Annotated in this window: 24 protein-coding genes and 2 pseudogenes; 16 read left to right on the forward strand and 10 right to left on the reverse strand. The window is 67.6% G+C overall.

The genetic code is table 11. The features are described 5' to 3' along the window. Positions 1-149: 149 nt before the first annotated feature. Together QF036_RS00115 and QF036_RS00120 are read left to right on the forward strand one after the other, a co-directional pair. Complete coding sequence (locus QF036_RS00115; protein WP_307105706.1) at positions 150-2,123, forward strand: acyl-CoA dehydrogenase family protein; 1,974 nt, start codon at positions 150-152, stop codon at positions 2,121-2,123. A gap of 209 nt (positions 2,124-2,332) precedes the next feature. Beyond that, entirely contained in the window at positions 2,333-3,241 is a 909-nt protein-coding gene (locus tag QF036_RS00120) for a TIGR04086 family membrane protein (RefSeq protein WP_307098105.1), read from the forward strand. Between the two features lie 33 nt (positions 3,242-3,274). Here QF036_RS00120 and QF036_RS00125 read toward each other — a convergent pair whose 3' ends face one another. Then, positions 3,275-3,679, reverse strand: coding sequence for a YchJ family protein (locus QF036_RS00125; protein ID WP_307098107.1), 405 nt, complete (start codon positions 3,677-3,679; stop codon positions 3,275-3,277). A 221-nt stretch (positions 3,680-3,900) separates the two neighbouring features. Here QF036_RS00125 and QF036_RS00130 point away from each other — a divergent pair, with 221 nt between their 5' ends. From QF036_RS00130 to QF036_RS00145, 4 genes are all read left to right on the forward strand, one after another. Beyond that, positions 3,901-4,701, forward strand: coding sequence for a hypothetical protein (locus QF036_RS00130; protein WP_307098109.1), 801 nt, complete (start codon positions 3,901-3,903; stop codon positions 4,699-4,701). 65 nt (positions 4,702-4,766) lie between these two features. After that, positions 4,767-5,771, forward strand: a complete 1,005-nt coding sequence (locus QF036_RS00135; protein ID WP_307098111.1) for an aldo/keto reductase family protein — start codon at positions 4,767-4,769, stop codon at positions 5,769-5,771. 8 nt (positions 5,772-5,779) lie between these two features. After that, positions 5,780-6,631 carry an SDR family oxidoreductase gene (locus QF036_RS00140; protein WP_307098112.1) on the forward strand — a complete coding sequence of 284 codons (852 nt, stop codon included), beginning with the start codon at positions 5,780-5,782 and terminating at the stop codon, positions 6,629-6,631. A 131-nt stretch (positions 6,632-6,762) separates the two neighbouring features. After that, positions 6,763-7,887: a sulfite oxidase gene (locus QF036_RS00145; protein WP_307098114.1), complete on the forward strand. Its 1,125-nt coding sequence runs from the start codon at positions 6,763-6,765 to the stop codon at positions 7,885-7,887. A 19-nt stretch (positions 7,888-7,906) separates the two neighbouring features. Here the strand turns inward: QF036_RS00145 and QF036_RS00150 are convergent. The 4 genes and pseudogenes from QF036_RS00150 to QF036_RS00165 all read right to left on the reverse strand — a co-directional run. Continuing rightward, a pseudogene (locus QF036_RS00150) lies at positions 7,907-8,079 on the reverse strand (RpiB/LacA/LacB family sugar-phosphate isomerase); the annotation flags it as partial. Positions 8,080-8,518: 439 nt separating this feature from the next. After that, positions 8,519-8,614 (reverse strand): annotated as a pseudogene (locus QF036_RS25425) (hypothetical protein); the annotation flags it as partial. A 389-nt stretch (positions 8,615-9,003) separates the two neighbouring features. Then, complete coding sequence (locus QF036_RS00160) at positions 9,004-9,777, reverse strand: SDR family NAD(P)-dependent oxidoreductase (protein WP_307098116.1); 774 nt, start codon at positions 9,775-9,777, stop codon at positions 9,004-9,006. 30 nt (positions 9,778-9,807) lie between these two features. Beyond that, on the reverse strand, positions 9,808-10,635 hold the full coding sequence (locus QF036_RS00165) for a sugar phosphate isomerase/epimerase family protein (protein ID WP_307098118.1): 828 nt from the start codon (positions 10,633-10,635) through the stop codon (positions 9,808-9,810). A 190-nt stretch (positions 10,636-10,825) separates the two neighbouring features. Between QF036_RS00165 and QF036_RS00170 the strand changes: the two genes are divergently transcribed. The 7 genes from QF036_RS00170 (at position 10,826) to QF036_RS00200 (ending at position 16,660) form a co-directional block, all read left to right on the forward strand. Then, positions 10,826-12,163 carry an MFS transporter gene (locus tag QF036_RS00170; protein WP_307098120.1) on the forward strand — a complete coding sequence of 446 codons (1,338 nt, stop codon included), beginning with the start codon at positions 10,826-10,828 and terminating at the stop codon, positions 12,161-12,163. Positions 12,164-12,228: 65 nt separating this feature from the next. Beyond that, positions 12,229-13,095 carry a transketolase gene (locus QF036_RS00175; protein WP_307098122.1) on the forward strand — a complete coding sequence of 289 codons (867 nt, stop codon included), beginning with the start codon at positions 12,229-12,231 and terminating at the stop codon, positions 13,093-13,095. Then, positions 13,092-14,111 carry a transketolase family protein gene (locus QF036_RS00180; protein WP_307098124.1) on the forward strand — a complete coding sequence of 340 codons (1,020 nt, stop codon included), beginning with the start codon at positions 13,092-13,094 and terminating at the stop codon, positions 14,109-14,111. The genes QF036_RS00175 and QF036_RS00180 overlap by 4 nt, the downstream gene beginning before the upstream one ends. A gap of 121 nt (positions 14,112-14,232) precedes the next feature. Beyond that, the gene (locus tag QF036_RS00185) at positions 14,233-14,889 is read left to right on the forward strand and encodes a GntR family transcriptional regulator (RefSeq protein WP_307098126.1); all 657 of its coding nucleotides are present in this window, start codon (positions 14,233-14,235) and stop codon (positions 14,887-14,889) included. Positions 14,890-15,134: 245 nt separating this feature from the next. Then, entirely contained in the window at positions 15,135-16,031 is an 897-nt protein-coding gene (locus tag QF036_RS00190) for a glycosyltransferase family 2 protein (protein ID WP_307098128.1), read from the forward strand. A gap of 1 nt (position 16,032) precedes the next feature. Further along, positions 16,033-16,227: a DUF2795 domain-containing protein gene (locus QF036_RS00195; protein WP_307098131.1), complete on the forward strand. Its 195-nt coding sequence runs from the start codon at positions 16,033-16,035 to the stop codon at positions 16,225-16,227. Between the two features lie 34 nt (positions 16,228-16,261). Next, entirely contained in the window at positions 16,262-16,660 is a 399-nt protein-coding gene (locus QF036_RS00200; RefSeq protein ID WP_307098132.1) for an RNA-binding S4 domain-containing protein, read from the forward strand. Between the two features lie 25 nt (positions 16,661-16,685). Here the strand turns inward: QF036_RS00200 and QF036_RS00205 are convergent, their stop codons facing one another. The 3 genes from QF036_RS00205 to QF036_RS00215 are packed head-to-tail and all read right to left on the reverse strand — an operon-like array spanning position 16,686 to position 19,554. Then, the gene (locus tag QF036_RS00205; protein ID WP_307098134.1) at positions 16,686-17,336 is read right to left on the reverse strand and encodes a dihydrofolate reductase family protein; all 651 of its coding nucleotides are present in this window, start codon (positions 17,334-17,336) and stop codon (positions 16,686-16,688) included. Beyond that, positions 17,333-19,087, reverse strand: a complete 1,755-nt coding sequence (locus QF036_RS00210; RefSeq protein WP_307098136.1) for a DUF4389 domain-containing protein — start codon at positions 19,085-19,087, stop codon at positions 17,333-17,335. Before QF036_RS00210 ends, QF036_RS00205 begins: the two co-directional genes overlap by 4 nt. Continuing rightward, the gene (locus QF036_RS00215) at positions 19,084-19,554 is read right to left on the reverse strand and encodes a hypothetical protein (protein ID WP_307098138.1); all 471 of its coding nucleotides are present in this window, start codon (positions 19,552-19,554) and stop codon (positions 19,084-19,086) included. The genes QF036_RS00210 and QF036_RS00215 overlap by 4 nt, the downstream gene beginning before the upstream one ends. Positions 19,555-19,725: 171 nt before the next feature. Here QF036_RS00215 and QF036_RS00220 point away from each other — a divergent pair, with 171 nt between their 5' ends. From QF036_RS00220 to QF036_RS00230, 3 genes are all read left to right on the forward strand, one after another. After that, positions 19,726-21,258 carry an amidohydrolase gene (locus QF036_RS00220; protein ID WP_307098139.1) on the forward strand — a complete coding sequence of 511 codons (1,533 nt, stop codon included), beginning with the start codon at positions 19,726-19,728 and terminating at the stop codon, positions 21,256-21,258. Between the two features lie 107 nt (positions 21,259-21,365). Further along, on the forward strand, positions 21,366-21,983 hold the full coding sequence (locus QF036_RS00225; RefSeq protein ID WP_306919970.1) for a uracil-DNA glycosylase: 618 nt from the start codon (positions 21,366-21,368) through the stop codon (positions 21,981-21,983). Positions 21,984-22,009: 26 nt separating this feature from the next. After that, positions 22,010-22,963 carry a hypothetical protein gene (locus QF036_RS00230; protein WP_307098141.1) on the forward strand — a complete coding sequence of 318 codons (954 nt, stop codon included), beginning with the start codon at positions 22,010-22,012 and terminating at the stop codon, positions 22,961-22,963. 44 nt (positions 22,964-23,007) lie between these two features. Here the strand turns inward: QF036_RS00230 and QF036_RS00235 are convergent, their stop codons facing one another. Both QF036_RS00235 and QF036_RS00240 read right to left on the reverse strand, forming a co-directional pair. After that, a complete protein-coding gene (locus QF036_RS00235; protein ID WP_307098143.1) occupies positions 23,008-24,312 on the reverse strand; it encodes a type II toxin-antitoxin system HipA family toxin in 1,305 nt (434 codons plus the stop codon). Beyond that, positions 24,309-24,668 carry a type II toxin-antitoxin system Y4mF family antitoxin gene (locus QF036_RS00240; RefSeq protein WP_307098145.1) on the reverse strand — a complete coding sequence of 120 codons (360 nt, stop codon included), beginning with the start codon at positions 24,666-24,668 and terminating at the stop codon, positions 24,309-24,311. Before QF036_RS00240 ends, QF036_RS00235 begins: the two co-directional genes overlap by 4 nt. Between the last annotated feature and the right edge of the window lie 98 nt (positions 24,669-24,766).

Here is a 24,766-nt window from a genome sequence, read left to right on the forward strand (position 1 = left end):
TTTGAGCCGGTCATTCCGGTTAGAGGAGATGCCCCGTGAGCTCCGCCACTGACAGCCAGGCGGCTGAACGCCCGGCCACTGACAGCACGGCTGGTGACAGCACAACTACAACCGCCACGGCTGCGGACGGCACTGCCGCCGTCCCGCCCATGGACAGTCCCGCGTCGGAAACACCCGTCGCTCCAGAGAAGATCGGCGCCGGTGCGTCCGCCGAGGACGCCCGCGCCATTGCCGAAGCAGCACGCGAAACCGAGTGGGCCAGGCCCAGCTTCGCGAAGGGCCTGTACCTCGGCAGCTTTGACCTGGGCCTCATCCACCCCTGGCCCGCCGCCAGACCCGATGACGTGGAACGCGGCGAGGCCTTCATGGCACGGCTGACGGAGTTCTGCCGCACCATGTCCGGACGGACCATCGAACGTGACGCGAAAATTCCCGACGAATACCTCCGCGGCCTGGCAGAGCTGGGCGTGTTCGGCATGAAGATTCCGCAGGAGTACGGCGGCCTGGGTCTGTCCCTGGTCTATTACGGCCGCGCGCTGGCTCTGCTCGGATCTGTGCACCCGAGCCTGGGCGCCCTGCTCTCCGCCCACCAGTCCATCGGCGTGCCGGAACCGGTGAAGGTGTTCGGCACACCCGAGCAGAAACGCAAGTATCTGCCGCGCTGCGCGGAGGGGGCGGTCACGGCATTCCTGCTGACCGAGCCCGACGTCGGCAGCGACCCCGCCCGGATGGGCAGCACCGCTGTTCCCACTGCCGACGGCGAGTCGTACGTTCTGGACGGCGTCAAGCTCTGGACCACCAACGGCGTGATCGCCGAGCTCGTGGTGGTGATGGCGGTGGTGCCGCAGCACACCGACGCGGGCGGCGCCGTCCACAAGGGCGGCATTACCGCCTTCGTCGTGGAAATGGACTCCCCCGGAATCACAGTGGAGAACCGCAACGCCTTCATGGGCCTGCGCGGCATCGAGAACGGCGTGACCCGGTTCCACCAGGTCCGCGTGCCCGCCGCCAACAGGCTTGGCCGCGAAGGGCAGGGCCTGAAGATCGCGCTCACTACCCTGAACACCGGCAGGCTCTCGCTGCCGGCGCTGTGCGTGGCGACGGGACGCTGGAGCCTCAAGATCGCGCGGGAATGGTCCAATGCCCGCACGCAGTGGGGCCGCCCGGTGGGCAAGCACGAAGCAGTGGGCAAGAAGATCGCGTTCATCGCCGCCACGGCGTTCGCCCTCGACGCCGTGTTCGAGCTGTCCGCCGAGATGGCCGATGCCGGGCAAAAGGACGTCCGCATCGAGGCGGCACTGGCCAAGCTGTGGTCCACCGAGATCAGCTGCCGGATCGCGGACGAACTTGTGCAGATTCGCGGCGGCCGCGGCTTTGAGACGGCCGATTCGCTTGAAGCCCGCGGCGAGCGCGCCGTCCCCGCAGAGCAGCAGCTGCGCGACCTGCGGATCAACCGCATCTTCGAGGGTTCATCCGAGATCATGCGGCTGCTGATAGCCCGCGAGGCCGTGGACGCGCACCTCGCCGCCGCCGGGGACCTGGCCTCCGCGGAGGCGAGCCTTTCGGACAAGGCGCGGGCCGCCGTCGGCGCCTCCGGCTTCTACGCAAAATGGCTGCCCAAACTGTTGGCGGGCGCCGGCATGGATCCGCGCTCCTACAGTGATTTCGGGCGGCTGGCCAAGCACCTCCGCTTCGTGGAGCGGTCCTCCCGCCGGCTCGCCCGCCAGACCTTCTACGGCATGGGCCGCTGGCAGGCCCGCCTGGAGCACAAACAGGCGTTCCTGGGCCGGATCGTGGACATCGGGGCCGAGCTGTTCGCCATGGCCGCCAGCTGTTCCCGCGCCGAGATGCTGCTCCGCACAGCACCCGAACGCGGCGCCACCGCGTTTGAACTGGCCGACGCCTTCTGCGAGCAGGCACGCGTCCGGGTTGACGAGTACTTCGACCAGCTGTGGCGGAACACCGACGACGGCGACCGCGACCTCGCGCGCAAGGTGCTGTCCGGCAACTACACGTGGCTGGAGGCCGGTGTGCTGGACCAGTCCGAAGGGACCGGCCCGTGGATCGCCGATGCCTCCGCCCGCAAGTCGACCAAGGAGAACCTGCACCGCCCCTACCGCTGACCGCGCCAGGCACCGGGTACCAGCCTCTGACTCCGCGCCCCTGCCCTGCCCCTGACAAGGGAAGACACGCCACACCAAGATAGTAAGCATCCTTGCTAATGCCCACTGAACGGAGTTAGCTAGAAACTGAGGCCAGCGCCTTGGCCTCGGCATTGCGTTGCCCGGCTTAGGCCCCTGAGCCGGGTCCGTTCAATGAAAGCGAGTCGCTGATGAGCACCCCAATCGGCTCCGGGGACAGACGGCCCCGGCGCACTTCCCCTGAATCAGGCACGTCCGAAACCAGCAGGCCCGAACACAGCAGGCCGGAACACAGCGCGGCGGACGCCCCCACTGAAGCCACGCCTGTCTACGATGCCACCCAGTCCCGGCGTTCGGACCGTCCGGGTGTCACCAGCACCGGCGCCGCGACGGACACGCACACCAGGGCCCTCAACACCACGGACGCGGGCACGCCGTACGCCGAGCGCGACTACACACCCGACAATGAACCGGACGGCCGCCCGGACACGGCACGGCCCGACGATCCGGCCTTTGCCACCCGGGAGATGGCCGCGGCCCGCGAACGGGAGGCGTTCGGCGGCATTAAGATCGGCTCGGCGTTCTTTGGCTGGCTGGCCGCCACGGGCATGGCCGTGCTGCTGACCGCCCTGGTCGCCGCGGCCGGAACCGCCGTGGGACTTGCCACGAACCCCGACGTGAACACCGCCGTCGGCCGGGCCGCCTCGAACCAGACAGTGGGGATCGTGGGCATCATCGTCCTGCTGGTCATCCTCTTCGCTTCCTACTACAGCGGCGGCTACGTCGCCGGCAGGATGGCACGGTTCAACGGTGCGAAGCAGGGGTTCATGGTGTGGATCTGGGCCCTGATCGCTGCTGTGCTGGTGGCCGTGCTGGGCATGATCGCCGGCGAGCAGTTCAATATCCTGGCGCAGCTGAACAGCTTCCCCCGGATTCCGGTCAACGAGGGCCAGGTGACCACCACGGGCATCATTGCCGCCGTCGTGGTCGCCCTGGTGGCGCTGGTAGGTGCCGTACTGGGCGGCATGGCCGGCATGCATTTCCACCGCAAGGTGGACCGCGCCGGCTTCACACCCACCGCGGATTATGAGGAGCACTGAATAAAGAGGACCGCTGACCGGCCGCCGGATTCCCTAACGGTAAAGCGCGACGGCGTCCACGTAGAACCAGTGCCGGTCCACCCTGAGGAAGCGGCTGGTTTCGTGGTGGACTCCGCGCCCGCCGTCCTGGCGGAAGTGCGCCTTGAATTCCACAACGCCTTCGGTGTCGAGCGGGCCGCCCCGCTCGACGGACACGATGTCCAGCCGCCGCCACTCCAGGCCCGGGTCGAACTCCAGTTCCGCGGGCCGTGTACTGGAGTGCCATGTTTTCAGGAGGTAGCCGGCATCCAGCAGGACGAAAGCAGAATAGCGGGAACGCATCAACTGCTCGGCGGTGGCTGCCTCTGCCGCACCGCTGTGGAACCGGCCGCAGCAGTCCGCGTACTGCTCGCCGGAAAGGCACGGGCAGTTACCGGAAAAGGGTTCTGGCTCGGTCATTGGATCCCTTGGGAACGTGGTGGGCGGCTTACTGAATCAGACTATAGGGGGCTTGATGCGGCCGGGTCCTATAACAGCTTTGAAACAACAGTTGCCGGCACTTGTCATGAGGGCATGTCGGCAGTAAATAGTCCGTATGGTGGTTAGGGGCTGATTTCCGGCGTGATCACCGGGCTTGATCACTGCGTGACGGGCCGGGCGCCGATGGTAAGGAGGGTGAAGTGGAAGATCCGACAACGATTGCACTGAACCTGACCTTTTTTGGCACCCTGGGTGTTGCCTTCCTGATGTTCGTCGGCCTGTGCATCAGCGTCGTGCTCACGCTGCTGCTTGCCGGGCTGGGACGCCTTGTGGCGCTGATCGTGATGGCGCTGTTCGGCCGTTTCCCCAGGAACGAGACCATCGAGATCGTGCGGCTCGCTGCTGACGGAAGCCCACTGCCCGCGGACGCAGAAGTGGTGCCGGCAAAAGCCAAGGCGAAAAAGACCAAGGCCCCCAGGCCGGTCCGCGAGCCCCGTACCCCGATCGACTGGAAGAAATTGCGGACCCGCGCCGGCCTTCAGGAGGCGCTCCGCAGCGCCGTCGTCCACCATCCCCTGGTGACTGCCGCCCGGCCGGTGCCGCCCGTCCTCGCGAAGGACTGGGCCGACGCCGTGGCTGCCGCCGACGCCCGCGCAGTGGCGCGTGCCCGGGCCGCCGCGCCGGAAGTCAAGGTCACCGTGCGGGACCTGCCGCCGCCCGACGTCGCTGCGGCCAGCGTGACGGAGGTGGCTCCGCTCGTGGAGTCGGCCTTGCGCCACGACGCCGTGCCCGCCGACCCCGACAGCAACGGTGCTGGCAGCAACGGTTCGCCCAACAAGAGCGCCACCAGCAAGGGCGAGACTGTCCGGTCCGCCTTGGCGCTGTCCGCCCAGCCGCCACGGCCTGCGCGGAAGCCGGCCGTAGCCGGACGTGTCACCGTCCTGGACACCGGCTCCATGACGTCGCTCGCGCAGCACCCGGACGCCCGCACCCGGGCCTGATCCCACGCGAGATAAGCCGCCGGCATCCCTTACCCTGAGCAACCATCTCCGCTAGCGTGAAACCCATGGAATTCAGATACCTCGGAAACAGCGGCTTCAAGATTTCGGAAATCACGTTCGGCAATTGGCTCACGCATGGCTCCCAGGTGGAGAACGACGTCGCCACCCGGTGCGTGCGGGCGGCGCTGGACGCCGGCATCAGCACCTTCGATACCGCGGACGTCTACGCCAACACCGCGGCGGAAACCGTTCTGGGCGAAGCGCTCAAGGGCGAACGCCGGCAGTCCATCGAGATCTTCACCAAGGTCTTCGGTCCCACCGGTCCCAAGGGTAAAAACGACCTCGGCCTGTCCCGCAAGCACATCATGGAATCCATCGACGGGTCCCTCAGCCGGCTGCAGACGGACTACGTGGACCTGTACCAAGCGCACCGCTACGACTTTGAAACGCCGCTCGAGGAAACGATGCAGGCGTTCGCGGACATCGTCCGGCAGGGAAAGGCCCTGTACATCGGCGTCAGCGAGTGGACTGCCGAGCAGCTCCGCAACGGCCACGCCCTGGCCAAGGAACTGGGCTTCCAGCTGATCTCCAACCAGCCGCAGTACTCCATGCTGTGGCGGGTCATTGAGGAGGAAGTGGTTCCGACGTCGGAGGAACTGGGGGTCTCCCAGATCGTCTGGTCCCCCATGGCGCAGGGTGTGCTGAGCGGCAAGTACCTGCCCGGCAAGCCGCTCCCGGAAGGCAGCCGCGCCACCGACGACAAGGGCGGCGCCAAGATGATCCAGCGCTGGCTGCGGGACGACGTCCTGGCCGCCGTGCAGGAGCTGCGGCCGGTCGCCGAGGAGGCCGGGCTGACCATGCCGCAGCTGGCGGTGGCCTGGGTACTGCAGAACCCGAACGTCGCCTCCGCCATCGTGGGCGCCTCCCGGCCGGAACAGGTGGCGGACAGCGCCGCGGCCGCCGGCGTGCGCCTTGAACCGGACGTCCTGAAGAAGATCGACGCCGCCGTCGGCTCCCTCGCCGAGCGGGACCCGGCCCAGACAAAGTCCCCCGCAACCCGCGAGGCCTAGGAGCACCCATGACGGATCTTCCAGACCTTGCGGTCACCGGCGCCACCGGGGTCCTTGGCGGCATGGTGGCCCGCCAATTGTCCGCCGCCGGGTTCTCCCAGCGCCTGCTGGTGCGCGACCCCCGGCGGGCGCCGGACCTGAAGGACGCCCGGGCCGCGCCGGTCAGCTACGGGGACCCGGCGCTGTCCCGCCCGGCCCTGAAGGGGGTGAAGGTCCTGTTCATGGTGTCGGCGGCGGAGGCGGAGGACCGGCTGCAGCAGCATTACGCCTTCGTGGACGCCGCAGCAGAGGCCGGCGTGCAGCACGTTGTGTACACGTCCTTCTTCGGGGCGGCGCCGGACTGCACCTTTACGCTGGGCCGCGACCACTACGCCACCGAGGAGCGGATCAGGGCGTCCGGCATGGGATTCACGTTCCTGCGGGACAACTTCTACCTGGATTTCCTGCCCATGCTGACCGGGGAGGACGGCATCATCCGGGGTCCGGCGGGCGACGGCGTGATGGCCGCAGTCGCGCGGGAGGACATTGCCCGGTCCGCGGTGGCCGTTCTCCGTGACCCGGCCGTCCACGCCGGGGCTACCTACGACCTGACCGGACCGGAAGACATCTCGCTGGCGCACGCCGCCGAGGTGCTCACGCGTGCCACGCGCAGGACCGTCACGTACCACCACGAAACCGTGGACGAGGCATTCGTCTCCCGCGCTTCCTACGGCGCACCGGACTGGCAGGTCGAGGCATGGGTCAGCACGTACACCGCGATCGCCGCCGGAGAGCTGGCCGGGGCGACCTCGGACGTACACGGCCTCACCGGTCAGGACCCGATGGCACTTGAGGACCTGGTGAAGCTGCCGCAGCTGTAGCGCCTGCTGACGGTGCCGGGCTGCTGACGGAGCCCGGCTGTTGACGGTCATATGCGCGCGGCGTAAACCTGTGAAGAGGAGCACGCCTATCAGCAGCTGCACCCCGCAGCACCGAGCAGAATCGCAAGGCCATGTCCAAGCTGATCTACCGCCGCCGACCATCCGCCCGCCCCGCACCCCATTCAGGTGTCACAGCGCATTCCGGTGAACCCACGCATGGCCCGCTCACCCGGGAAGAGCTGCAGCTCGCCGTGCGGAACCACTCGATGCCGCTTGAGGCCCTGCGTGAGGACCTGACTCCGCCCGGACTGCATTATGTGCTGACGCATTTCGACATTCCGCAGGTCAGCGGAGCGTGGCACCTGAGGATCGGCGGCGCCGTGGAACGGGCCATGGAACTGAGCCTCGCGGCGCTGAAGCGGGATCCAGCCATCAGCGTCCAGGTGACCATGGAATGCGCCGGCAACGGGCGGTCGCTGCTGAGGCCGCGGCCCCTCAGCCAGCCCTGGACAATGGAGGGCGTGGGAACGGCCGTGTGGACCGGTGTTCCGCTGGCGTACCTGCTGGCCCAGGCCGGCGTCGAGCCCGAGGCCGTCGAGGTGGTGTTCACCGGGCTGGACGCCGGGATCCAGGGTGGCGTCCGGCAGCAGTACGCCCGGAGCCTGCCAATTTCGGAAGCGTCGCGGGCCGACGTCGTCCTTGCCTACAAGATGAACGGCAGTGAGCTGCCCCCGCAGCACGGCTATCCGCTGCGGCTGGTAGTCCCTGGCTGGTACGGCATGGCAAGCGTCAAGTGGCTGCAGTCGATCCAGGTGGTCACTACGCCGTTCCACGGCTTCCAGCAGGCGGTCGCCTACCGCTACCAGCACAACGCGGACGACGCCGGCACCCCAGTTTCGCGGATCAGGGTCCGGTCCCTGATGGTTCCGCCGGGCATTCCCGACTTTTTCACCCGCCGCAGATACCTGCCCCGCGGGCCCGTCATGCTCCAGGGCCGCGCGTGGTCCGGTGAGGGCGCCGTGACGAAGGTGGAGGTCGGCATCGACGGCAAGTGGGTTCCGGCCCAGCTGGACAAGCCTGCCGGCGCCTTTGCGTGGCGGGGCTGGAACCTGCCCTGGGTGGCCGACCCCGGCCACCATGAACTGGCGTGCAGGGCCACCGACGCCACCGGTGCCGTGCAGCCGCTGGAGCAGCACTGGAACTACCAGGGCATGGGCAACAACACCGTGCAGCGGGTGCGGGTCATCGTCGAATGAGCCGCGGGGTTATGGCCGTTCAGCATCCTTCATAGTCGCTGAGCACGTTCAGCTGCCTGCCGACGCCGACTCCGGGTCGAAGGTGTAGCCCACCCATTCCCGGGCGAGCCTGCGCGCCAGTTCCAGGCCGACCACCCGCTGGCCCATGGTGAGGACCTGGCAGTTGTTGGAGAGCACGGACCGCTCCACCGAGGTGCGGCGGCTTCCTGCCAGGCGGCCCCGGCGCCTTCCTCCGTGCGGCGGGCCAAGGTCTCGGCGAAGGGCAGGAGTGCATCCACCATGGTCTTGTCCCCCAGCTCGGCCTTGCCCAGACCGTGATGCGGCCGGCGAACGCCGTCACGGCGGCCGAAAGCTCCGCCGGTCCGGGAGCCTGGCTGTCGCCGAACGACTCGCCGAGCCGCAGCTCTTCAGCATGCAGGAGGTCGCGTGCCGCCTCCAGGGCCGCGACGCACGCGGTTGCATACTCGCGGGAGGAAGCGGTGGCGGTGGAAGCGACTGCCGTGCTGTCGTCGTCGGCCGTCTCGGCGGCGAGAAGGCTGCCGGCCTGCGCCGCAGTGTTTCCGCGGCGGTACGCAGGGGTTTCCGCCGGCGCCGCCCAGAGCGGCTCCAACTCTTCATCTAGCCACGTGACGGTGAGGGACACGCCAGCCATGTCCAGGCTGGTGAGCAGCTCACCCACCTCCGGGAGCACCAGGGTGTAACCGGCGTCGCGGAGCAGCGGTGCCACAGTTCACCACAGCACGAACAGCTCCTCATGTTTGGTGGAGCCCAGTCCCTTGAGGACCGCGGCGATGCGCTGCCCCGCCCCGTTCGGAGTTTCTGCCAGCACGCGCGCCACCAGTTCGTGGCCCAGGTCCGCTGCCGGGCCCGGCGAAGGCGGGGTCGTGGCCCGAACCGCCGCCTGCCAGGACTGCCGCCTTGGGCGCGGCCGGGCGGTGGCGGCGCACCGCGCCGCCGGGAACCTGGCGGACGAGTCCGGAGTGAAGATCGCAGAAGCCGGCGAGGGCTTCCTCGGCGAAGTCCGCTGGATTGTTGAAGATTCTGGTCATGGCTGGCTCTCCATGCTGAGGGGCGGGCGGCGCGCTGGGCAGGGTGCGGTTCGGGTGGTTCGCGTTCTTAGTGCATGTGGCTTCCCCCGTTGATGTCGATGGTGGTGCCGGTCAGGTAGGCGGAGTCCTCGGAGGACAGGAAAGTGATGACGGCGGCGACTTCTTCGGTGGTGGCGTTGCGGCCCAGCGGGATGCCGGCGTTGATGGCGGCCTCCTGCTCCTCGGTGCTGCCGACGCGGATGTTGGTGTCCACGGCGCCCGGGGTGATGGCGTTGACGGTCACGCCGGAGTCGCCGAGCTCGCGCGCCAGGGCCTTGGTGAAGCCGAGGATGGCGGCCTTGGCGGCGGAGTAGGGGACCTTGCCGAAGACGCCGCCGCCGCGCTGTGCGGAAACGGAGGACATGTTGACGATGCGGCCCCAGCCGTTGTCGATCATGTCCGGCAGGAAGGCCTTCGTGACGAGGTAGGTGCCGGTGGAGTTCACGGCCATGACCTTGTTCCAGAGCTCAAGCGTGGTTTCCAGGAAAGGCACGGGCGAAGTGATGCCGGCGATGTTGGCCAGCGCCCCGACAGCGGGAAGGGCGCCGCTCTGGACCTCGCCTGAAACTGCCTTGTACGCGGCGTTGACGGAGTCCTCGTTGGCGACGTCGATCTCGTAGCCGAACGCCGGGACGTTGAATTCGTTGCCGATTTCGGTGGCGACCTTTGCCGACTTCTCGCCGTCGAGGTCCAGGATCACCACGCCCCAGCCCTGGCTGGCGTAGCGGCGGGCGGTGGTGATGCCGATGCCCCGTTCCGAGGTGGCTCCGGTGAGGACGGCGGTGCGCTGAATGGCGGTCATGATTCTCCTTGGTGGTATTTGTGGGGTTGTTCAGATGAGGTCGGTGATGAAGCTGGCTGCCTTGGCGGCCGCCGCCGGGCGTTCGTCGTGGGTGATGTCCCGGGTTTCGAGTTCCAGGCTGAAGTGCCCGGTGTAACCCTGGCCGGCAAGGCCCCGCAATCCGGCGGCGAAATCGGCCTGGCCGTTGCCGATGCTGAGGTTGATGTTCCCTGGCACGGCGTCGCGCAGGTGCACGTGGGCTATCCGGCCGCCCTCGTGGCGTGCCAGGTACTCCAGCGGGTCCTCGCCCGCGGCGACAATGTGGCTGAAGTCCATGACAATCCCGACGCCGGACCCCGCCAACCGCTGCGCCAGCAGTTCGGCGCGGTCCAGGTTCCAGCAGAACCGCAGGAAGTGCAGCGATTCGGTCCAGAGTTCGACGCCGAACTCCGCCGCGCGCTCCCCCGCCCGGATCAGCTGGGCTGCGACGGTGTCCAGGTCCTCCTCGAGGCTCCGTACCGGCTCGTGGCTCAGGGCACCGCAAGGAAGGACCAGTGCTTTGGCCCCCGTTTTAGCAGTGAGGGTGAGCAGGGCATCAAGGTGCCTGTCCCGCTCAGCCTGCCGGCCGGCGTCGAGCACGGCATTCAGATCCCCGATATCCCCATTAACGGAGCGCACCCGCAGGCCCGATGCGGCCACGTCATGGGCCACGGCTGAGACGGCATCCGCGTCAAGTTCATACGGAACGTGGTCGCAGACGCCGGGGAGGGCGCCAAGGTCGATCTCTGCGAATCCGAGGCCGGCGATGGTTCGCAGGGCTGTCGGCAGGTCTTGGTGGCGGAAGCTGATGGATGAGCACCCGAGTCGGGAATGGAACATCGTCGTTGATCCTCTGGTCGCGCCCGGCAGGCAGTAGTGATGGAGACCACAGTAGCTCTGGCGACTGTTAACAGTCAACTCCTGATGGTGACTGTTGACAGTCGGCATGACGCCGGTCACACTGGGACGTATCTTGTTAACAGTCGACCGCGCTGAAGCTTCTTCAGCCGCTCTTCGAAAGGGAACCACCATGAGCAACGAAGCTCTGAACATGCGGGGGCCGGTCCACGGCACCAAGGACGCCCGCCGGGTCGCTATCGGCTCGGGCGTCGGCGCCGTGATCGAGACGTACGACTTCATCGGCTTCGGCACTGCGGCCGCACTGTACTTCGGAACCGCCTTCTTCCCCACCGGCGACCCGGTGACGGGAACGCTGGCCGCTTTCGCCACGCTCGGCGTCGGCTTCGCCGCCCGGCCGCTGGGCGGCATCATCGGCGGCCACCTGGGCGACAAGGTAGGACGCAAGCCCGTCCTGGTCACGTCCCTGATCCTGATGGGCATCGCCACCTTCTTCATCGGCCTGCTGCCCACGTACAGCCAGGTTGGCCTGCTGGCTCCGGCGCTGCTGGTGTTCGTGCGCATCGTCCAGGGCCTGGCCTTCGGCGCCGAATGGGGCGGAGCCATCCTGATGAGCTACGAGCACGCGCCGTGGAAGTCCAAGGGCAAGTACACCGGCATCGTCCAGGCCGGTTTCCCGGTGGGCCTGCTGCTGGCCAACCTGGTGTTCCTGGTCAGCGTGAACCTCGGCGGCGAGCTCGCCTGGCGTATCCCCTTCCTGGCCAGCATCGTGCTGGTGGTTGTCGGCCTGATCATCCGCTCCAAGGTCCCCGAGTCCCCGGTCTTCGACGAGGTCAAGGACCACGGCGACATCGTCAAGTCCCCCATCGTGGAGGTCATCAAGACCGACTGGCGCAACATCGTGAAGGGCATCGGCCTGCGCGTCGCCGAGACCGCCGGTTACGCCGTGTCCATCACCTACATGATTTCCTACCTCAACAGCCAGCACCTGGCCGACAAGACCCAGACCCTGGTGGCCCTCTGCATCGCGTCCGCCATCGGCATCTTCGCCACCCAGGCCTGGAGCCGCCTGACCGACAGGATCGGCCGCCGCCCCCTTTACATCTGGTCCACCGCGTTCGCCGCGCTGTTCGCCATTCCGATGTTCCTGCTGGCCAACACCGGCCTGTTCGTCTTCATCATCGCCACGATCGTGATCTCCTACGCTGTCTGCCAGAACTCCCTCGCCGGCGCCCAGGGTGCCTGGTTCCCCGAGCTCTTCCAGGCCAAGACCCGTGCTTCCGGTGCCTCGCTGGCCTACCAGATCTCCGCCATGGTCTCCGGCTTCACCCCGTTCATCACCACCCTGCTGTTCGTCAGCTTCGGCTGGATGGGCCCGGCCCTGCTGTTCGGCCTGTACGCCCTCATAGGTCTCTGGGCAGCCTTCGCCACCCGGGAAACCTGGGGCAAGCGGGAGCGGCAGCTGGCTGATGAAATCACCAAAAGCACGCCCCAGTCGGTGAACGCCTGATGACCACCGTCAACGAAACCGCCCCGCAGGAACTACACACGCAAGCACTCCCCCAGAAGGAACGAATGACCCACGAAACTGCAGCAGAACGACTCGAACGGGTCAGCGCCGCCGCCTACCGGATCCGGCACCACGCCCTGAACATGGGCGAGGTCCAGGGCCAGGGCTACGTGGGGCAGGCTCTCGGCGCAGCGGACATGCTCGCCGCCGTGTACGCTGACCAGCTCCGGTACCGCGCCGAGGACCCGCACTGGGAGGGCCGCGACCGGTTCCTGCTCTCCACCGGACACTACGCCATCGGACACTACGCAGCCCTCGCCGAGGCCGGCATCGTCCCGGTCGAGGAACTCGAAACCTACGGCTCCGATGATTCCCGGCTCCCCATGTCCGGCATGTCCACCTACACCCCCGGCATGGAAATCTCCGGCGGCTCCCTGGGCCACGGACTGACCATCGCCGTCGGCATGGCCCTGGGCCTGCGCTACCAGGGCTCCACCTCCAGGATCTACAACTTCCTCTCGGACGGGGAACTAGACGAAGGCTCCACCTGGGAAGCAGCCATGGGCGCGCACCACCACCAGCTCGGCAACCTGACCGCCATGGTGGACATCAACGCCCTGCAGGCCGACGGCAAGACCGACACTGTGCTCCGCACCGAACCGATCACCGAAAAATGGGAAGCCGCCGGCTGGTACACCCAGCGCGTCGACGGCAACGACATGGCCGCGCTGCTCGCCGCATTCGACAACGCCGCCGCCCAGGCCGCCACCACCGGACGCCCCTCCGTGATCCTCTGCGACACCAAGGTGGGCCGCGGCGTGCCGCTGCTGGAGGAACGCGAAAAGGCGCACTTCATGCGCATCGAAGAGCACGAATGGCAGCTCTGCCGCGAGCAGCTGACCGCAGGATACGAAGGAAAGGCTTCAGCATGAGCACTACCAGCGAGGCTCCCGACACTACAACAGCCACGAAGCCGAAGTTGAAGACCTCGGCCATGATCGCGTCCTTCGCCGATCCGGGCCAGAAAACCACCTCTGCCCCGTTCGGGCACGCACTGGTCAAGGCCGCGCAGGAGAATGACAAAATCGTCGGCCTCACCGCGGACCTGGGCAAGTACACCGACATGCACATCTTCGCGCAGGCCTTCCCGGAGCGGTTCTTCCAGATGGGCATGGCCGAGCAGCTCCTCTTCGGTGCAGCCGCAGGCCTTGCCGAAACCGGGCTCGTGCCGTTCGCCTCCACCTACTCCGTGTTCGCTGCCCGCCGCGCCTACGACTTCCTCTGCCTGGACGCGGCGGAGCCCAACCTGAACGTCAACATCGTGGGCGGCCTCCCCGGACTCACCACCGGATACGGCCCCAGCCACCAGGCCACCGAGGACATGGCGATCTTCCGCGGCATGCCCAACCTGACCATCGTGGACCCCTGCGACTCCATCGATATCGAACAGGCCGTCCCGCAGCTGGCCGCCAGCGAAGGACCCACCTACCTGCGCCTGCTCCGCGGTAACGTGCCCACGGTCCTGGACGAGTACGACTACACCTTCGAACTCGGCAAGGCCAAGGTCCTGCGCGGGGGCAACGACGTCGTCTTCGTCTCCAGCGGCCTCATGACCATGCGTGCCCTCCAGGCCGCCAAGGCTTTGGCGGAACACAACGTGGACGTCGCCGTCGTGCACACCCCCACCATCAAGCCGTTCGACGCCGCGACCGTCCTGGCCGAGATCAACACCGACAGGCTGGCGCTGACCCTGGAGAACCACAGCGTGGTCGGCGGGCTGTTCGAAACCGTCGCCTCGGCCGTGGTCACCGCAGGCCTCGGCAAGCGCGTGGTGCCGGTGGCGCTGCCCGACGAGTTCCTCGATGCCGGCGCCCTGCCCACGCTGCACGAACGCTACGGCCTGTCCGTGCAGCGGATCGTGGCGAAGGTACTCGCCGAGCTCGGCTGAAACCTCGCTCCGGCGCAACTGCGGCAAGAGCGCGGGGGCAACAGCTGTCCCCGTGCTCCTGCCGTGGCATCATTGTTAAACGGCGACTGTAAACAGTCGACCTCTGACCTTGGGAGATCCGATGACCGCGACAGCAGCCCTGCTGGGACTGGAAAAGAAGAGCCTCCGCGAGCAGGCGCTGGCCGCGCTGCGCACCGCCATCACCAGCGGAGCCCTCGAGCCGGGCCGCCACCTGGTGGAAACCGAGCTGTCTGAGATGCTGCAGATCAGCCGCGGCACTCTCCGGGAGGCCCTCCGGCAGCTCGAGCAGGAAGGCCTCGTGTCGGCCGGGGCCCGCGGCAGGCTCTCGGTCCGCCACCTGGATGCCAAGGAAATCCGTGACATCTACTCCGTCCGGGCGGCCCTTGAATCCCTGGCGGCCCGCACGCTGTGCGAACTGCCGGACCGCCAGCACGTGATTGGATCGCTCCGCGCTGCCATCCAGGCCATGGAGGCGGCCACCCACGGTTCCCTGGAGGAGCGGGTCGAATCCGACCTCGAGTTCCACCGCACGATGTGCCGGCTCACCGGCAACGAGACCCTGCTGCACTCGTGGGAGTCCCTGGAAGGGTCCATCCGGATGTCCATCATGTTCGCCGGGCTCGAAAAGGGCGTGCGGAACATGAGCGTGGACCGGCACAACGACATCGTTGCCGCCATCGAAACAGGCGACGCCACGCTGGCCCGCAACACCATCCGTGAGCACATGGACTCAGCCGCCGCCGTCCTGGTCGCGTAGGCGCCTTTACCCCGCCACTGCCCCCAGAGGCGAGATCTTGACGCTGACGCCCCCCGGAAACAACCAGATGTAACTTCTCGCTGCCCCACGACCGGCCGAAAGGGCCCCGAAGGACAACGGCCGGCGAGTCCGTTCCGACACGCCCGAAGCGCGTTTAGCCAGCAAAAGCCCTGGGTACCTGAATCAGTGCACTGCAGGGACTCATTGGTCTCGACCGACTCTTTGGCCTCGGAAAGGCGGTGATCATGGATCGCCACACATCTGCCACCTGGGCCTCGGGCCAGACAGCCCGGGACACTGCCCTCGACGTCCTCATCCCCACCTGCAACCGGTCGGCAGAACTGGCCGTCACTCTGGCCGGCCTTGCATCGCAGCGCGGACCGGTCTTCCGGCTGGTGGTCAGTGACCAGTCGGACGGACCGCCGGCCTGGGAGCATCCCGCGGCGGCCAGCCTGCTACGAGTCCTCCGCGCGCAGGGCACGGCAGTTGAGCTGCACCGCCACCTGCCGCGCCGCGGTCTTGCCGAACACCGCCAGTTTGCACTGGAGCAGGCGCGGGCGGACAAAGTGTTGTTCCTCGATGACGATGTTTGGCTGGAGCCAGGCGCTCTGGCCAGGATGAGTGATGCCCTGGATGCCCTGGGCTGCGGCTTTGTGGGCATGGCCCCTCAGGGCCTCTCCTTCTTGAATGACCGCCGGGTGGAGCAGACCGCCACCTTCGCCCCGTGGCAGGGGCCCGTGACGCCGGAGCGCATCCGTCCCGGCGAGGAAGGCTTCCAACGCTGGCCGCTGCACAGCGCAGCAAATCTGACGCACCTGAGCGCTGAACTCGGGCTGAGGCCAGGGGAGTGGATTCCCTACAAGGTGGCCTGGCTGGGAGGGTGCACTATGTTCCGCCGCCAGGCCCTGGAGGAAGCCGGTGGTTTCCGGTTCTGGACCCAGCTGCCGCCCGAGCACTGCGGCGAGGACGTCGTGGCCCAGTGGCGGGTAATGGAGAGGTTCGGCGGCGCGGGCATCCTTCCGAGCGGAGCAGTCCACTTGGAGTCCCCCACCACCGTTACAGACCGCCGGGTGGAGGCCTTCGACGTCGTACTGGCGGACAATCCCAACGATGCACAGCAGCAACTAGCCGAAAGGTACTGACATGGCTGAAACACCCAACCCCATCCAGATCCAAAAGTTTCTGAGCGGGATCGACTATCCCGCTAGCCGGGAGACCCTCATCTCCCGCGCCAAGGAGTCGGGCGCGGACAGCAATGTTCTCGACGCCCTCCAGAACATTCCCGACAAGGAATATGACGGTCCGACAGCGGTAAGTTCCGCCGTCTCGGACGTCTAGGTCCGCGGCGGCCCGGCTATACTCGGCTGCAGTCATGAGCAGCCTTCCCTCAGCAAACCTTCCCTCCGCTCCCAGTAGCGTCCGCATCGACGCCTGGCTGTGGGCCATTCGTGCCTACAAAACACGGTCTGCCGCAACCGCCGCGTGCCGCGCCGGGCACGTGCGCGTCAACGGGAATCCGGCCAAGGCCTCGCAGTCACTGGTGCCCGGCGACACCGTTCGCGTCCGCCAGCCCGGCTACGAACGGATCCTCGAGGTGCGGCGGCTTATCGCCAAGCGCGTGGGTGCGGAGGCAGCCTCGCACTGCTTCACCGACCATACGCCTCCCCGGCCGGTGGCTCCGGCCCTTGGGCTGCCGCAGCGGGACCGCGGGACCGGCCGGCCCACCAAGAAGGACCGCCGTGAAATGGAGCGCCTGCGCGGCCTGGGCTGACAATGCAGTTTGGGCTAACAGCGCCTCAGTCCTTGACCTGCTCGCGGCCTTCCCGCACCTCGAACTCCCCCACCTCCAGGTCAGCGGCACCGAAGGCGGCGGGCAGCAGGGTCAGGTGGACCGCACCTGACGACGTCGCCTTGCTCCCGGCCAGGGTGAATGCCGACGGCGTGACGCCGGGTTCGAAGAGCCGCTTGCCCTGGCCCAGGACCACCGGGAAGACGATTAGCCGGTATTCGTCCACGAGGCCGGCATCGTGCAGGGCGCGGACCAGCCGGTAGCTGCCGTGGACCTGGAGCTCCCGGCCCGGGCCTGATTTGAGGTCGTCAACGGCCTCGAGGAAATTCGCCGGGAGGATGGTGGTGTTGTTCCACGTCGCCTCGGTCAGCGTTGAGGACACCACATATTTGGGCAGGCTGTTGAGCGCCTTGGCTACGGCGTCGTCCGGGTCGGTGACCTGCTCCCAGTAGGGCTGGAACATCTGGTAGGTGGTGCGGCCCAGGAGGATGGCATCGGCTTCGGCGAACCACCCGTTCACCATCCTGCCCATGTCCTCGTCGAAGAGCGGCACCACCCAGCCGCCGAATTCGAAGCCGCCGCTGGTGTCCTCGTCCCTACCGCCAGGGCCCTGCATGACGCCGTCGAGGGTCACGAAGGTGTGAACGGTGAGTTTCATGATGGCCCTCCCGGTGGCGTGGCTTGTGGACTGGCGGCCGAGGGCTCGCCCGGATCGGCGGGGCCCATGTCGAGCCGGAACGGAGGATACTCGTCCCGCATCAGCGCGATGTATGCCAGGACGCGGTAAATCCAGCGGTTGAGGCCGATCAGCAGGTCGAACAGGCTCCGGAGGTACCTGCCGGTGAAGAGCAGGATGACGCCGGCGATGAAGGCAAGGAGCGTGAGCAGGGAGATAGCGTTGCCTGCCGAGTAGCGGCCGGCACCTGCGAAGTCGTCATCCGACGCCGCCACCCAGGTGCGCGTGGATCCCGCGAGCGCGCCCACAATCAGGAGGTGCGGGATGGCGAGCAGCCAGGACTTCACCAGCACCAGGCCGCGCGACAGATGGTCCGGATAGTCCACCTCAAAATCGGCCGGATAGTCGGTGCGGGCCAGGGTGAAGGGCGGGTAACGGTCCGTGCCGATCGCCGTGAAGGCGTAGAAAGACACCCGCCAGCTCCAGCGCAGCACGCCCACGTTGAAGTTGAACAGCGAGTGCGGGTAGCGGGCGGTGAACAGGATCGCGAACCACGCCACGATGCTGGTAACGATCAGTGCGAACCAGAGGAAGAACAGAACGATCAGGTGCGGGATGGCCAGGAACCATTTGACCAGCCACATCCACCTGGACAGTGCCGGATCGACGTGGCCTGTCAGGCGGGCCGGGTACCTCGGGTTCTCCAAAAGGTCGACGACGGCGGGCGGCGGCGGTGTGCCCGCCCCGCCGCCGGGGGCGGGATAGCCGGGCGCCAGATAACCCGGAGCCGGGTACGAAGCCGGCTGCATGGCTGGTGGCACGGGCGTTGTCCCTGGTGGTACTCCTGCGTTCCCGGGCGGAACGGGCGGAACGCCTGCACTTCCGCCCGGCACGGCAGAACTGGCGAACGGACCGGTGGCGCCGGCAGCGGCGGGAGGTCCCGCCGTCGAGGTTTCCGCAGGCGGAGACTGCCCCGCGAGCGGATGACCAGGGGGATAGCGGCCGGGGTGGTACTGGCCCGGGTGGTCCTGGGCGGGGGGAAGGTACGGCGGCGGCCCGTGCCGTCCGAGCCCCATTGCCCCGGCAACGATCAGCGGCACGCCGATGACCAGCAACACGATCCCGCCAATGAGCAGCCACAGGAACAGCGGCCAGAGCAGGTCGGAGCGGACGCCGGCCTGCAGATCCACGGAAACCGGGGCGGTGGCGTCGGCGTTCATGACCACCACCGTCCAACTGCCGGGAAGGATGTTCCATTTGAGTTCCTGCGTACCGGTGCCCTCAGCGGATGCGGCCCAGAAATTCTGGGCTCCCGGGCGGGCCGGCGTCCGCGTTCCCGGCACTTCGGTGTAATCGACCCTGAAGGGCCGCAGATTTAATTCCCGGATTTCGGAGCGCTTCACTCCCTCGAGATAGCGCGACGCCTCCTGCTGCGGTGCGACGCCGATAAAGATGCCCTTGCCCGGGTCGGCGGCCGCTCCGCGGAGCAGGATGCTGCCGGCCGTTTCCGAAGGAATGACGTCCGGCAGCCTGCCGCTGACCATGACGTCCAGCCCTGCCGTGGTGATGGCGGAGGACGCGGCATCGAACCGGTGTGACTGCGTGGTGAAGTAGCCTTCGTCGCGCTGCTGGAAGTTGAGCCAGCCCACCCCGGCAGCGCCCGCCAGCAGGCCCAGCCCCAGAAGCGCGGCGATTGTACCGAGGACGAGCATCACCATGCGGCCGGGTTTCATGCCAGTTCCTTGTCCCGGGCGCTGCGGTTGGTTTCGTCAGCGCGCATGTGGACACCGTGCTTGTGGTCGGCGTGCTTGTGGTCGCCGTGCCCGTGAGTGAAAGAGGGGTGCGCGTGGATGCCCGGCCGGGGGTCCAGAATGCTGAGCCGGCAGGGTTTCTCGGACGTGCCTTCACCGCTTAGTTGGCTGAGCTGGGCGGGATCATGGAGCGCGGTGATGGTGTCCATGGCGGCACGGGCCATCGACAGGTCCAGAATGATTTCCTTGCCTGGCAGCAGAGTCCGGGCACGCCGCGCAACAACATAAAGCGCCCGGATGTTGGCCGGTGTCAGGGTTCCGCGGACCTCGATGCAGGCGCGCTCCATGTTGGCGTCGATGTGGACCACGACCTTGAGGCGGTGATGGCTGGCAGTGCGGTCCATGAGCGTCACGTCCCCGCGGCGCGCCGCCGCTGCCCACGACGGCATGGTCCGAGCACTCGAAGGGACCGGATACTAAGGTTCATATGGCCAACGCCTCCCCGACTTCTTTGTCGGAACCGTGTAACGTCCAGAATGCACCCTGTTGCTGGCACAGGGAAGAGGCGTTCCGGCGGAGCTCTGATTGGCGCTGGCCGGAAACGTGCCTAGCCTGTCCCTATGCCTTCCAGCGAGGACCAAGAAGCAATGCAACACCAGACGCCCACCGGCTTGGTGCTGGCCTCCGTGAAACTGCCCGGCGAGACAGAATGCTGCGACGTCCATATCCGCGACGGCCACGTCTCGGCGATCACCGCAGTGGCAGAGCGCCGCGGGGGTTCCACGGCAGCGGATGCCCAGGTGCTGGATCTTGAGGGGCGTTTCGTCGTTCCCGGACTGTGGGACGAGCACGTCCACATGACGCAGTGGGCGCTGGCCGCCAACAGGATCAACCTGTCCGGTGCCGCTTCGGCGCGCGCCGCCGTCGAGCTTGTCCGTAACCGGATTACGGCGGCGGGCACCGGGGCGGACCGGACAGTGACGGTGGTGGGCGCAGGCTTCCGGGACGCCGTGTGGGACGACGTCCCCAGCGCCGAAATGCTTGACGACGCCACCCGGGAAGTGCCCACGGCCCTGATCAGCCATGACCTGCATTGCGTCTGGCTGAATTCAGCGGCCGCCCGGAGATACGGTGTTCAGCTCCCGGCAGACGGGCTGCTCCGCGAGGAGGTTGCGTTCGCCGTCACCCGGGAGCTCGGAAAGCTGCCCGACGACGTCGTCGACGGCTGGGTGCGCACGGCCGGCCAGGAAGCCGCCGCCCGGGGTGTTGTGGGCGTGGTGGACCTGGAAATGACATGGAACCGCGACGTGTGGCTGCGCCGGATCGCCGGAGGGTTCAGTTCTCTGCGCGTTGACGCGGGCGTGTATCCGGAGGACCTGGAGCGGGCGGCCGACGCGGGAATGCGGACGGGACAAACGGTCGACGGCGGGGCGGGACTCCTGCGGGTGGGTCCGCTGAAGGTGCTCATCGACGGCTCCCTCAACACGCGCACCGCCTTCTGCGTTGACCCGTACCCGCACGGCGGGCACGGCATCCTGACCGTGAGCGAAGCCGAGCTGGTTGCGCTGCTCGCCAGGGCCCGGGAGACGGGCTTTGTGCCGGCGGTCCACGCCATTGGCGACGGCGCCAACCAGGTTGCGCTCGATGCCTTCGCCGAAGCTGGGACCGGGGGCCGGATCGAACATGCCCAGTTTGTGCGGCAGGAGGACTTCGCCCGGTTCGGTGAGCTTGGCCTGACGGCCAGCGTCCAGCCCGTCCACGCGCTCGACGACCGGGACGCCGCTGACGCCAACTGGGCCGGCCGCACTGACAGGGCCTTCCCGCTGCGTTCGCTGCTGGACGGCGGGGCGCGGCTGGCGCTGGGGTCCGATGCGCCAGTGGCCCCCTTGGATCCGTGGCTGGCGATGTCCGCGGCGACGGCGCGGGCGCGGAACGACGGCCGCGGCCCTTGGCACCCGGAGCAGGCACTGACCCGGGAGGAGGCGCTGCTCGCATCAACGCGGGGGCGCGGCCGGATCCTGGCCGGGGCTGTGGCGGATATCGCCGTGCTGGATGCGGATCCCCTTGCTGCGCCGGATGCCGTGTTCGCCGGGATGCCCGTCGCTGCAACGCTCGTGGCGGGCCGGTTCACGTTCCGCGGTGCAGGGGTTTAGAAGTCCTGTTGGGTCGTCGGAAACTCCCCCACCCACCCTTACCGTCAAAAGCGTAGAGTGGCCTAAGACGCCTGATTCTTGGACGCCATGCAGCTAAGGGAGAAATCGTGACGATTGACTGGGACGAAAAGAAAGCCCTGCTACAGGAACCGAACATCGCAGCAGTGACGCAACTGTGCGATGAACTCATGGAGAAGAAGCCGGGATCGATCGTTCCTTACATCGACCCCGTCCATGACGAAGACGAATGCCGGATTGTCAGCCTCCAGGTCAGCCCGGGCAAGGGAACCGAGTCCGGTTTCGTGTCCCATTTCAACGATGATGAGGCCGCCCGGCGCGCCACCCAGATCTACGAGCTCGCCGAGCTGGATCCGCGCTACGTCATGCCGTGGAACGCCTACCCCTGGGTACGCGATCCGGACATGCCCTCGGCCCTCAGCGTCCAGGAAAAGACGGACGGCCTGCGCCCCTTCCGGCAGTTCATGAAGATCAACCGGCGCGTCTCGGCCATCATCGCCCACGGGACCGACGCCGCCACCTTCCTGACCCTCTTTGAGAAGACGTACCACTACTCACTCAAGAACAACGGCATCAAAATCTATAAGGCCAGCGCGCTCGGTGGGCGGGCCTTTGCTGTTTCCGAGGCCAAGCAGGAGGAACTCCTGACCAAGAGCGTGGAGGTCTACAAGGACGCCATGCAGCGCGCGGGCATCCAGCACCTTTAGCTTCCGGTTACCGGCCCGGTTAACGCGTGCTCGACTGGTTGCTCGATTCCGACCCCGCGATCCGGTGGCAGGTCCTGCGTGACCTGACGGACGCGCCTGCCGATGTGGTGCGCACGGAGCGTGCCCGCGTGGCCGCCGAGGGCTGGGGTGCGCGCATGCTCGCCCTGCAGGGCGACGATGGCCAGTGGGACGGCGGCACGTTCTTCCCGGTCCCCTACGACGGCTCCGAGGCGGGCCAGCCCTGGACCGCCACGACCTACAGCCTGCTGCTCCTGCGCGACCTCGGACTCGACCCAGGCAGCGAGCAGGCCCGCGCCGCGGTCCGGAAAGTGCGGGAGAACAGCCGCTGGGAAGAGGGCGGTCAGCCGTTCTTCGAAGGCGAGGTGGAGCCCTGCATCAACGGCAAGGCCGTCGCCCTCGGAGCGTACTTCGGCGAGAACGTCGACGGCATCGTCCGGCGGCTTCTCGGCGAGCAGCTCGCGGACGGCGGCTGGAATTGCGAGGCGGAGCGGGGGTCGGTGCGCTCGTCGTTCGCGACCACCATCAATGTGCTGGAAGGGCTGCTGGAACATGAGCAGGCCACGGGCGGAACTCCGGAGTCGGTTGCCGCGCGGAAGCGGGGCGAGGAATACCTGCTGGAACGGGCGCTGCTCCGGCGCAAGAGCACGGGCGAGCTGGTGGACCCGGACTGGCTCCAGTTTTCCTACCCGACCCGCTGGTTCTACGATGCGCTGCGCGGCCTTGACTACTTCCGCGACGCGTATTTACAGGACGCGGACGGACCGCCGGACACCCGGCTTGCCGAGGCCGTCGGTCTGCTGCGCTCAAAACGGCAGCCCGACGGAACCTGGCTGCTCGAGAACACCCACCCGGGGCGCATCCACTTCGCCATGGAGGACGGCGACGGGCGCCCCAGCCGCTGGAACACGCTTCGGGCCCTGCGCGTGCTCCGCTGGTACGACGGCGGCCCGGCCCTTTAGGCTTCCGGGGCTTTAGGCGGCCCTGGGCGTTGGGCTTACGGGGCTCACCCCTCCAGCAGCCGCCGCCGGTGCTTGAGCTCCTTAACCCAAGCCCTGGTGACCATGTCCGGAAAAGGCGAGGCGCCGCCGTCGTCGGTTGAATCGGTGACGGTTGAAACGGCGGCAGTTGGGACGGAGGCAGCCCTTGAACCCGCGGCAGTTGCCGCAAAAGCCGTCCCGGCCTCCAGATCAGCCAGCAGCGGACCCGCAGCCTTCAGCGCCAGATCCACCGCCTGCACCGCAGTGCGTTCGGGCAGCCCGAGGCCCGTGGCCCAGGCCAGGAAGTGTTTGCGGGAGATGCCGCTGCGCTTGCCGCCGAGCGTCAGGGCGAGCGTCTTATCCCCGTAGACCACTGTGGAGGGGATGTCGTACACGGGCGCGATGGACCACTCCCCGTGCGGCTGCTGCACCATGGACACGTTCTTCGCATGCAGGTCGCCGTTGCCACTCAGCAGCGCGAAGGCAGCCTGGATAGCGAGGTTCCGCAGCGCCGGCAGCGGCGCCGCGCAATACTCGGCGAGCGCATGGCACACCGTTCCGAACCCCGCGTTGTACTTGTCCGCCGGGTAGAGCTTCAGGACCTGCGCGCCGTCTTCGACGGCGAGGCGCTGCACCGCGTCCGGCGCACTTTCGGCCAGCTTGCTTTGCAGCGGCACCCGGTCGAAGCGCTCCACCAGCAGCCCCGTCCGTCCCGCGACGTCGCGCATCAGCTGCACCCGGCTCAGCGGAATCCGCAGCTTCGCCGCGTAGCGGAACATGATGAACTCGTTCTCCACCACGTGCGGGAACTCCGGGGCGTTGAGCTTGAGGATGAACCGGCGCCCCGCGCTTGCAACCGGCATGGAGATCATCCCGGCGGACAGCTTGTCCTGGACACCGGCGAGCGCCACCGGATCGATCAGGCCCGAGTCGCCCAACAGCTCGTCAAAGTCCACGGGCCTGCGCGTGTCCACCTCGACGGCGTGCTCCTCCGGGTCCAGCGGCTCCCCGTGGCCCACGATCTGCACATCGCCCACCGGGTTGCCGCCGGCGGCGATGAGCAGGGAAAGGTCGTCGTCCGCGCTGGTCTTGATGGACCGGCGCAGCGCGTTCAGCCGCCGGCCCTCCGGGAGCAGCCCGGTGAAGTACGGCGGCGCGGCACCCGCTCCGGAGAGCACAGGTTCCTCAGTGAGCGGCAGCGAACTCGCGACGGCGGGGCGGCCGCTTTGCAGGTACGCCGGCAGATAGCTGAACCTGGTGCCGCCGTCGTGCCGTTCCAGCCGGGCGGCCAGGACGCCCCGCTTGTAGATGTCGGCGATGCGGTGCCTCACGGCTGGTTCTCCCGTGCGCTGGGTCCGTCGCCTTCCAGCGGAGCGCCCGACGACGGGACGGCCGGCGGTGGCTGGGTCACCAGCGGTTGGGTCATCAGCGGTTGGGCTGCCAGCGCGCGGGCGGCCAGCGCGCGGGCGGCGGCGCTGGTCCGGGTCGCGAGCTGGAGCTCAAGACCGAGCGTGTCCAGCAAGGCCAGCAGAGTGTCCAGCCGAAGGCTCGGCTTGCCCTGTTCCACGAAGCGGACGAAGCGCTCGGAGACTCCAGCCATGTCCGCGAGGTCCTGCTGGCTCAGGCGGAGGGCGCCACGACGGGCGCGGACGGCTGCCGCAAGATGTGCTGCAAAATCCCGAGCCACATTCGCTCCTGCGTCGGTACGATCGTGCCGTTTTCATTTCCACTCACATGGTACTACCTCATTACTGATGCGCGCAGAAGATAATCGGAACGTTCGTA

It is taken from the genome of Arthrobacter globiformis, assembly GCF_030817195.1.
Lineage (GTDB): Bacteria > Actinomycetota > Actinomycetes > Actinomycetales > Micrococcaceae > Arthrobacter > Arthrobacter globiformis_D.

Excerpts from the sequence above, each read along its gene's own strand:
- QF036_RS00115 (WP_307105706.1), top strand. The coding sequence starts at position 150 with ATGGACAGTCCCGCGTCGGAAACACCCGTCGCTCCAGAGAAGATCGGC.
- QF036_RS00120 (WP_307098105.1), top strand. The coding sequence starts at position 2,333 with ATGAGCACCCCAATCGGCTCCGGGGACAGACGGCCCCGGCGCACTTCC.
- QF036_RS00125 (WP_307098107.1), bottom strand. The coding sequence starts at position 3,679 with ATGACCGAGCCAGAACCCTTTTCCGGTAACTGCCCGTGCCTTTCCGGC.
- QF036_RS00135 (WP_307098111.1), top strand. The coding sequence starts at position 4,767 with ATGGAATTCAGATACCTCGGAAACAGCGGCTTCAAGATTTCGGAAATC.
- QF036_RS00140 (WP_307098112.1), top strand. The coding sequence starts at position 5,780 with ATGACGGATCTTCCAGACCTTGCGGTCACCGGCGCCACCGGGGTCCTT.
- QF036_RS00145 (WP_307098114.1), top strand. The coding sequence starts at position 6,763 with ATGTCCAAGCTGATCTACCGCCGCCGACCATCCGCCCGCCCCGCACCC.
- QF036_RS00160 (WP_307098116.1), bottom strand. The coding sequence starts at position 9,777 with ATGACCGCCATTCAGCGCACCGCCGTCCTCACCGGAGCCACCTCGGAA.
- QF036_RS00165 (WP_307098118.1), bottom strand. The coding sequence starts at position 10,635 with ATGTTCCATTCCCGACTCGGGTGCTCATCCATCAGCTTCCGCCACCAA.
- QF036_RS00170 (WP_307098120.1), top strand. The coding sequence starts at position 10,826 with ATGAGCAACGAAGCTCTGAACATGCGGGGGCCGGTCCACGGCACCAAG.
- QF036_RS00175 (WP_307098122.1), top strand. The coding sequence starts at position 12,229 with ATGACCCACGAAACTGCAGCAGAACGACTCGAACGGGTCAGCGCCGCC.
- QF036_RS00180 (WP_307098124.1), top strand. The coding sequence starts at position 13,092 with ATGAGCACTACCAGCGAGGCTCCCGACACTACAACAGCCACGAAGCCG.
- QF036_RS00185 (WP_307098126.1), top strand. The coding sequence starts at position 14,233 with ATGACCGCGACAGCAGCCCTGCTGGGACTGGAAAAGAAGAGCCTCCGC.
- QF036_RS00190 (WP_307098128.1), top strand. The coding sequence starts at position 15,135 with ATGGATCGCCACACATCTGCCACCTGGGCCTCGGGCCAGACAGCCCGG.
- QF036_RS00195 (WP_307098131.1), top strand. The coding sequence starts at position 16,033 with ATGGCTGAAACACCCAACCCCATCCAGATCCAAAAGTTTCTGAGCGGG.
- QF036_RS00200 (WP_307098132.1), top strand. The coding sequence starts at position 16,262 with ATGAGCAGCCTTCCCTCAGCAAACCTTCCCTCCGCTCCCAGTAGCGTC.
- QF036_RS00205 (WP_307098134.1), bottom strand. The coding sequence starts at position 17,336 with ATGAAACTCACCGTTCACACCTTCGTGACCCTCGACGGCGTCATGCAG.
- QF036_RS00210 (WP_307098136.1), bottom strand. The coding sequence starts at position 19,087 with ATGAAACCCGGCCGCATGGTGATGCTCGTCCTCGGTACAATCGCCGCG.
- QF036_RS00215 (WP_307098138.1), bottom strand. The coding sequence starts at position 19,554 with ATGCCGTCGTGGGCAGCGGCGGCGCGCCGCGGGGACGTGACGCTCATG.
- QF036_RS00220 (WP_307098139.1), top strand. The coding sequence starts at position 19,726 with ATGCCTTCCAGCGAGGACCAAGAAGCAATGCAACACCAGACGCCCACC.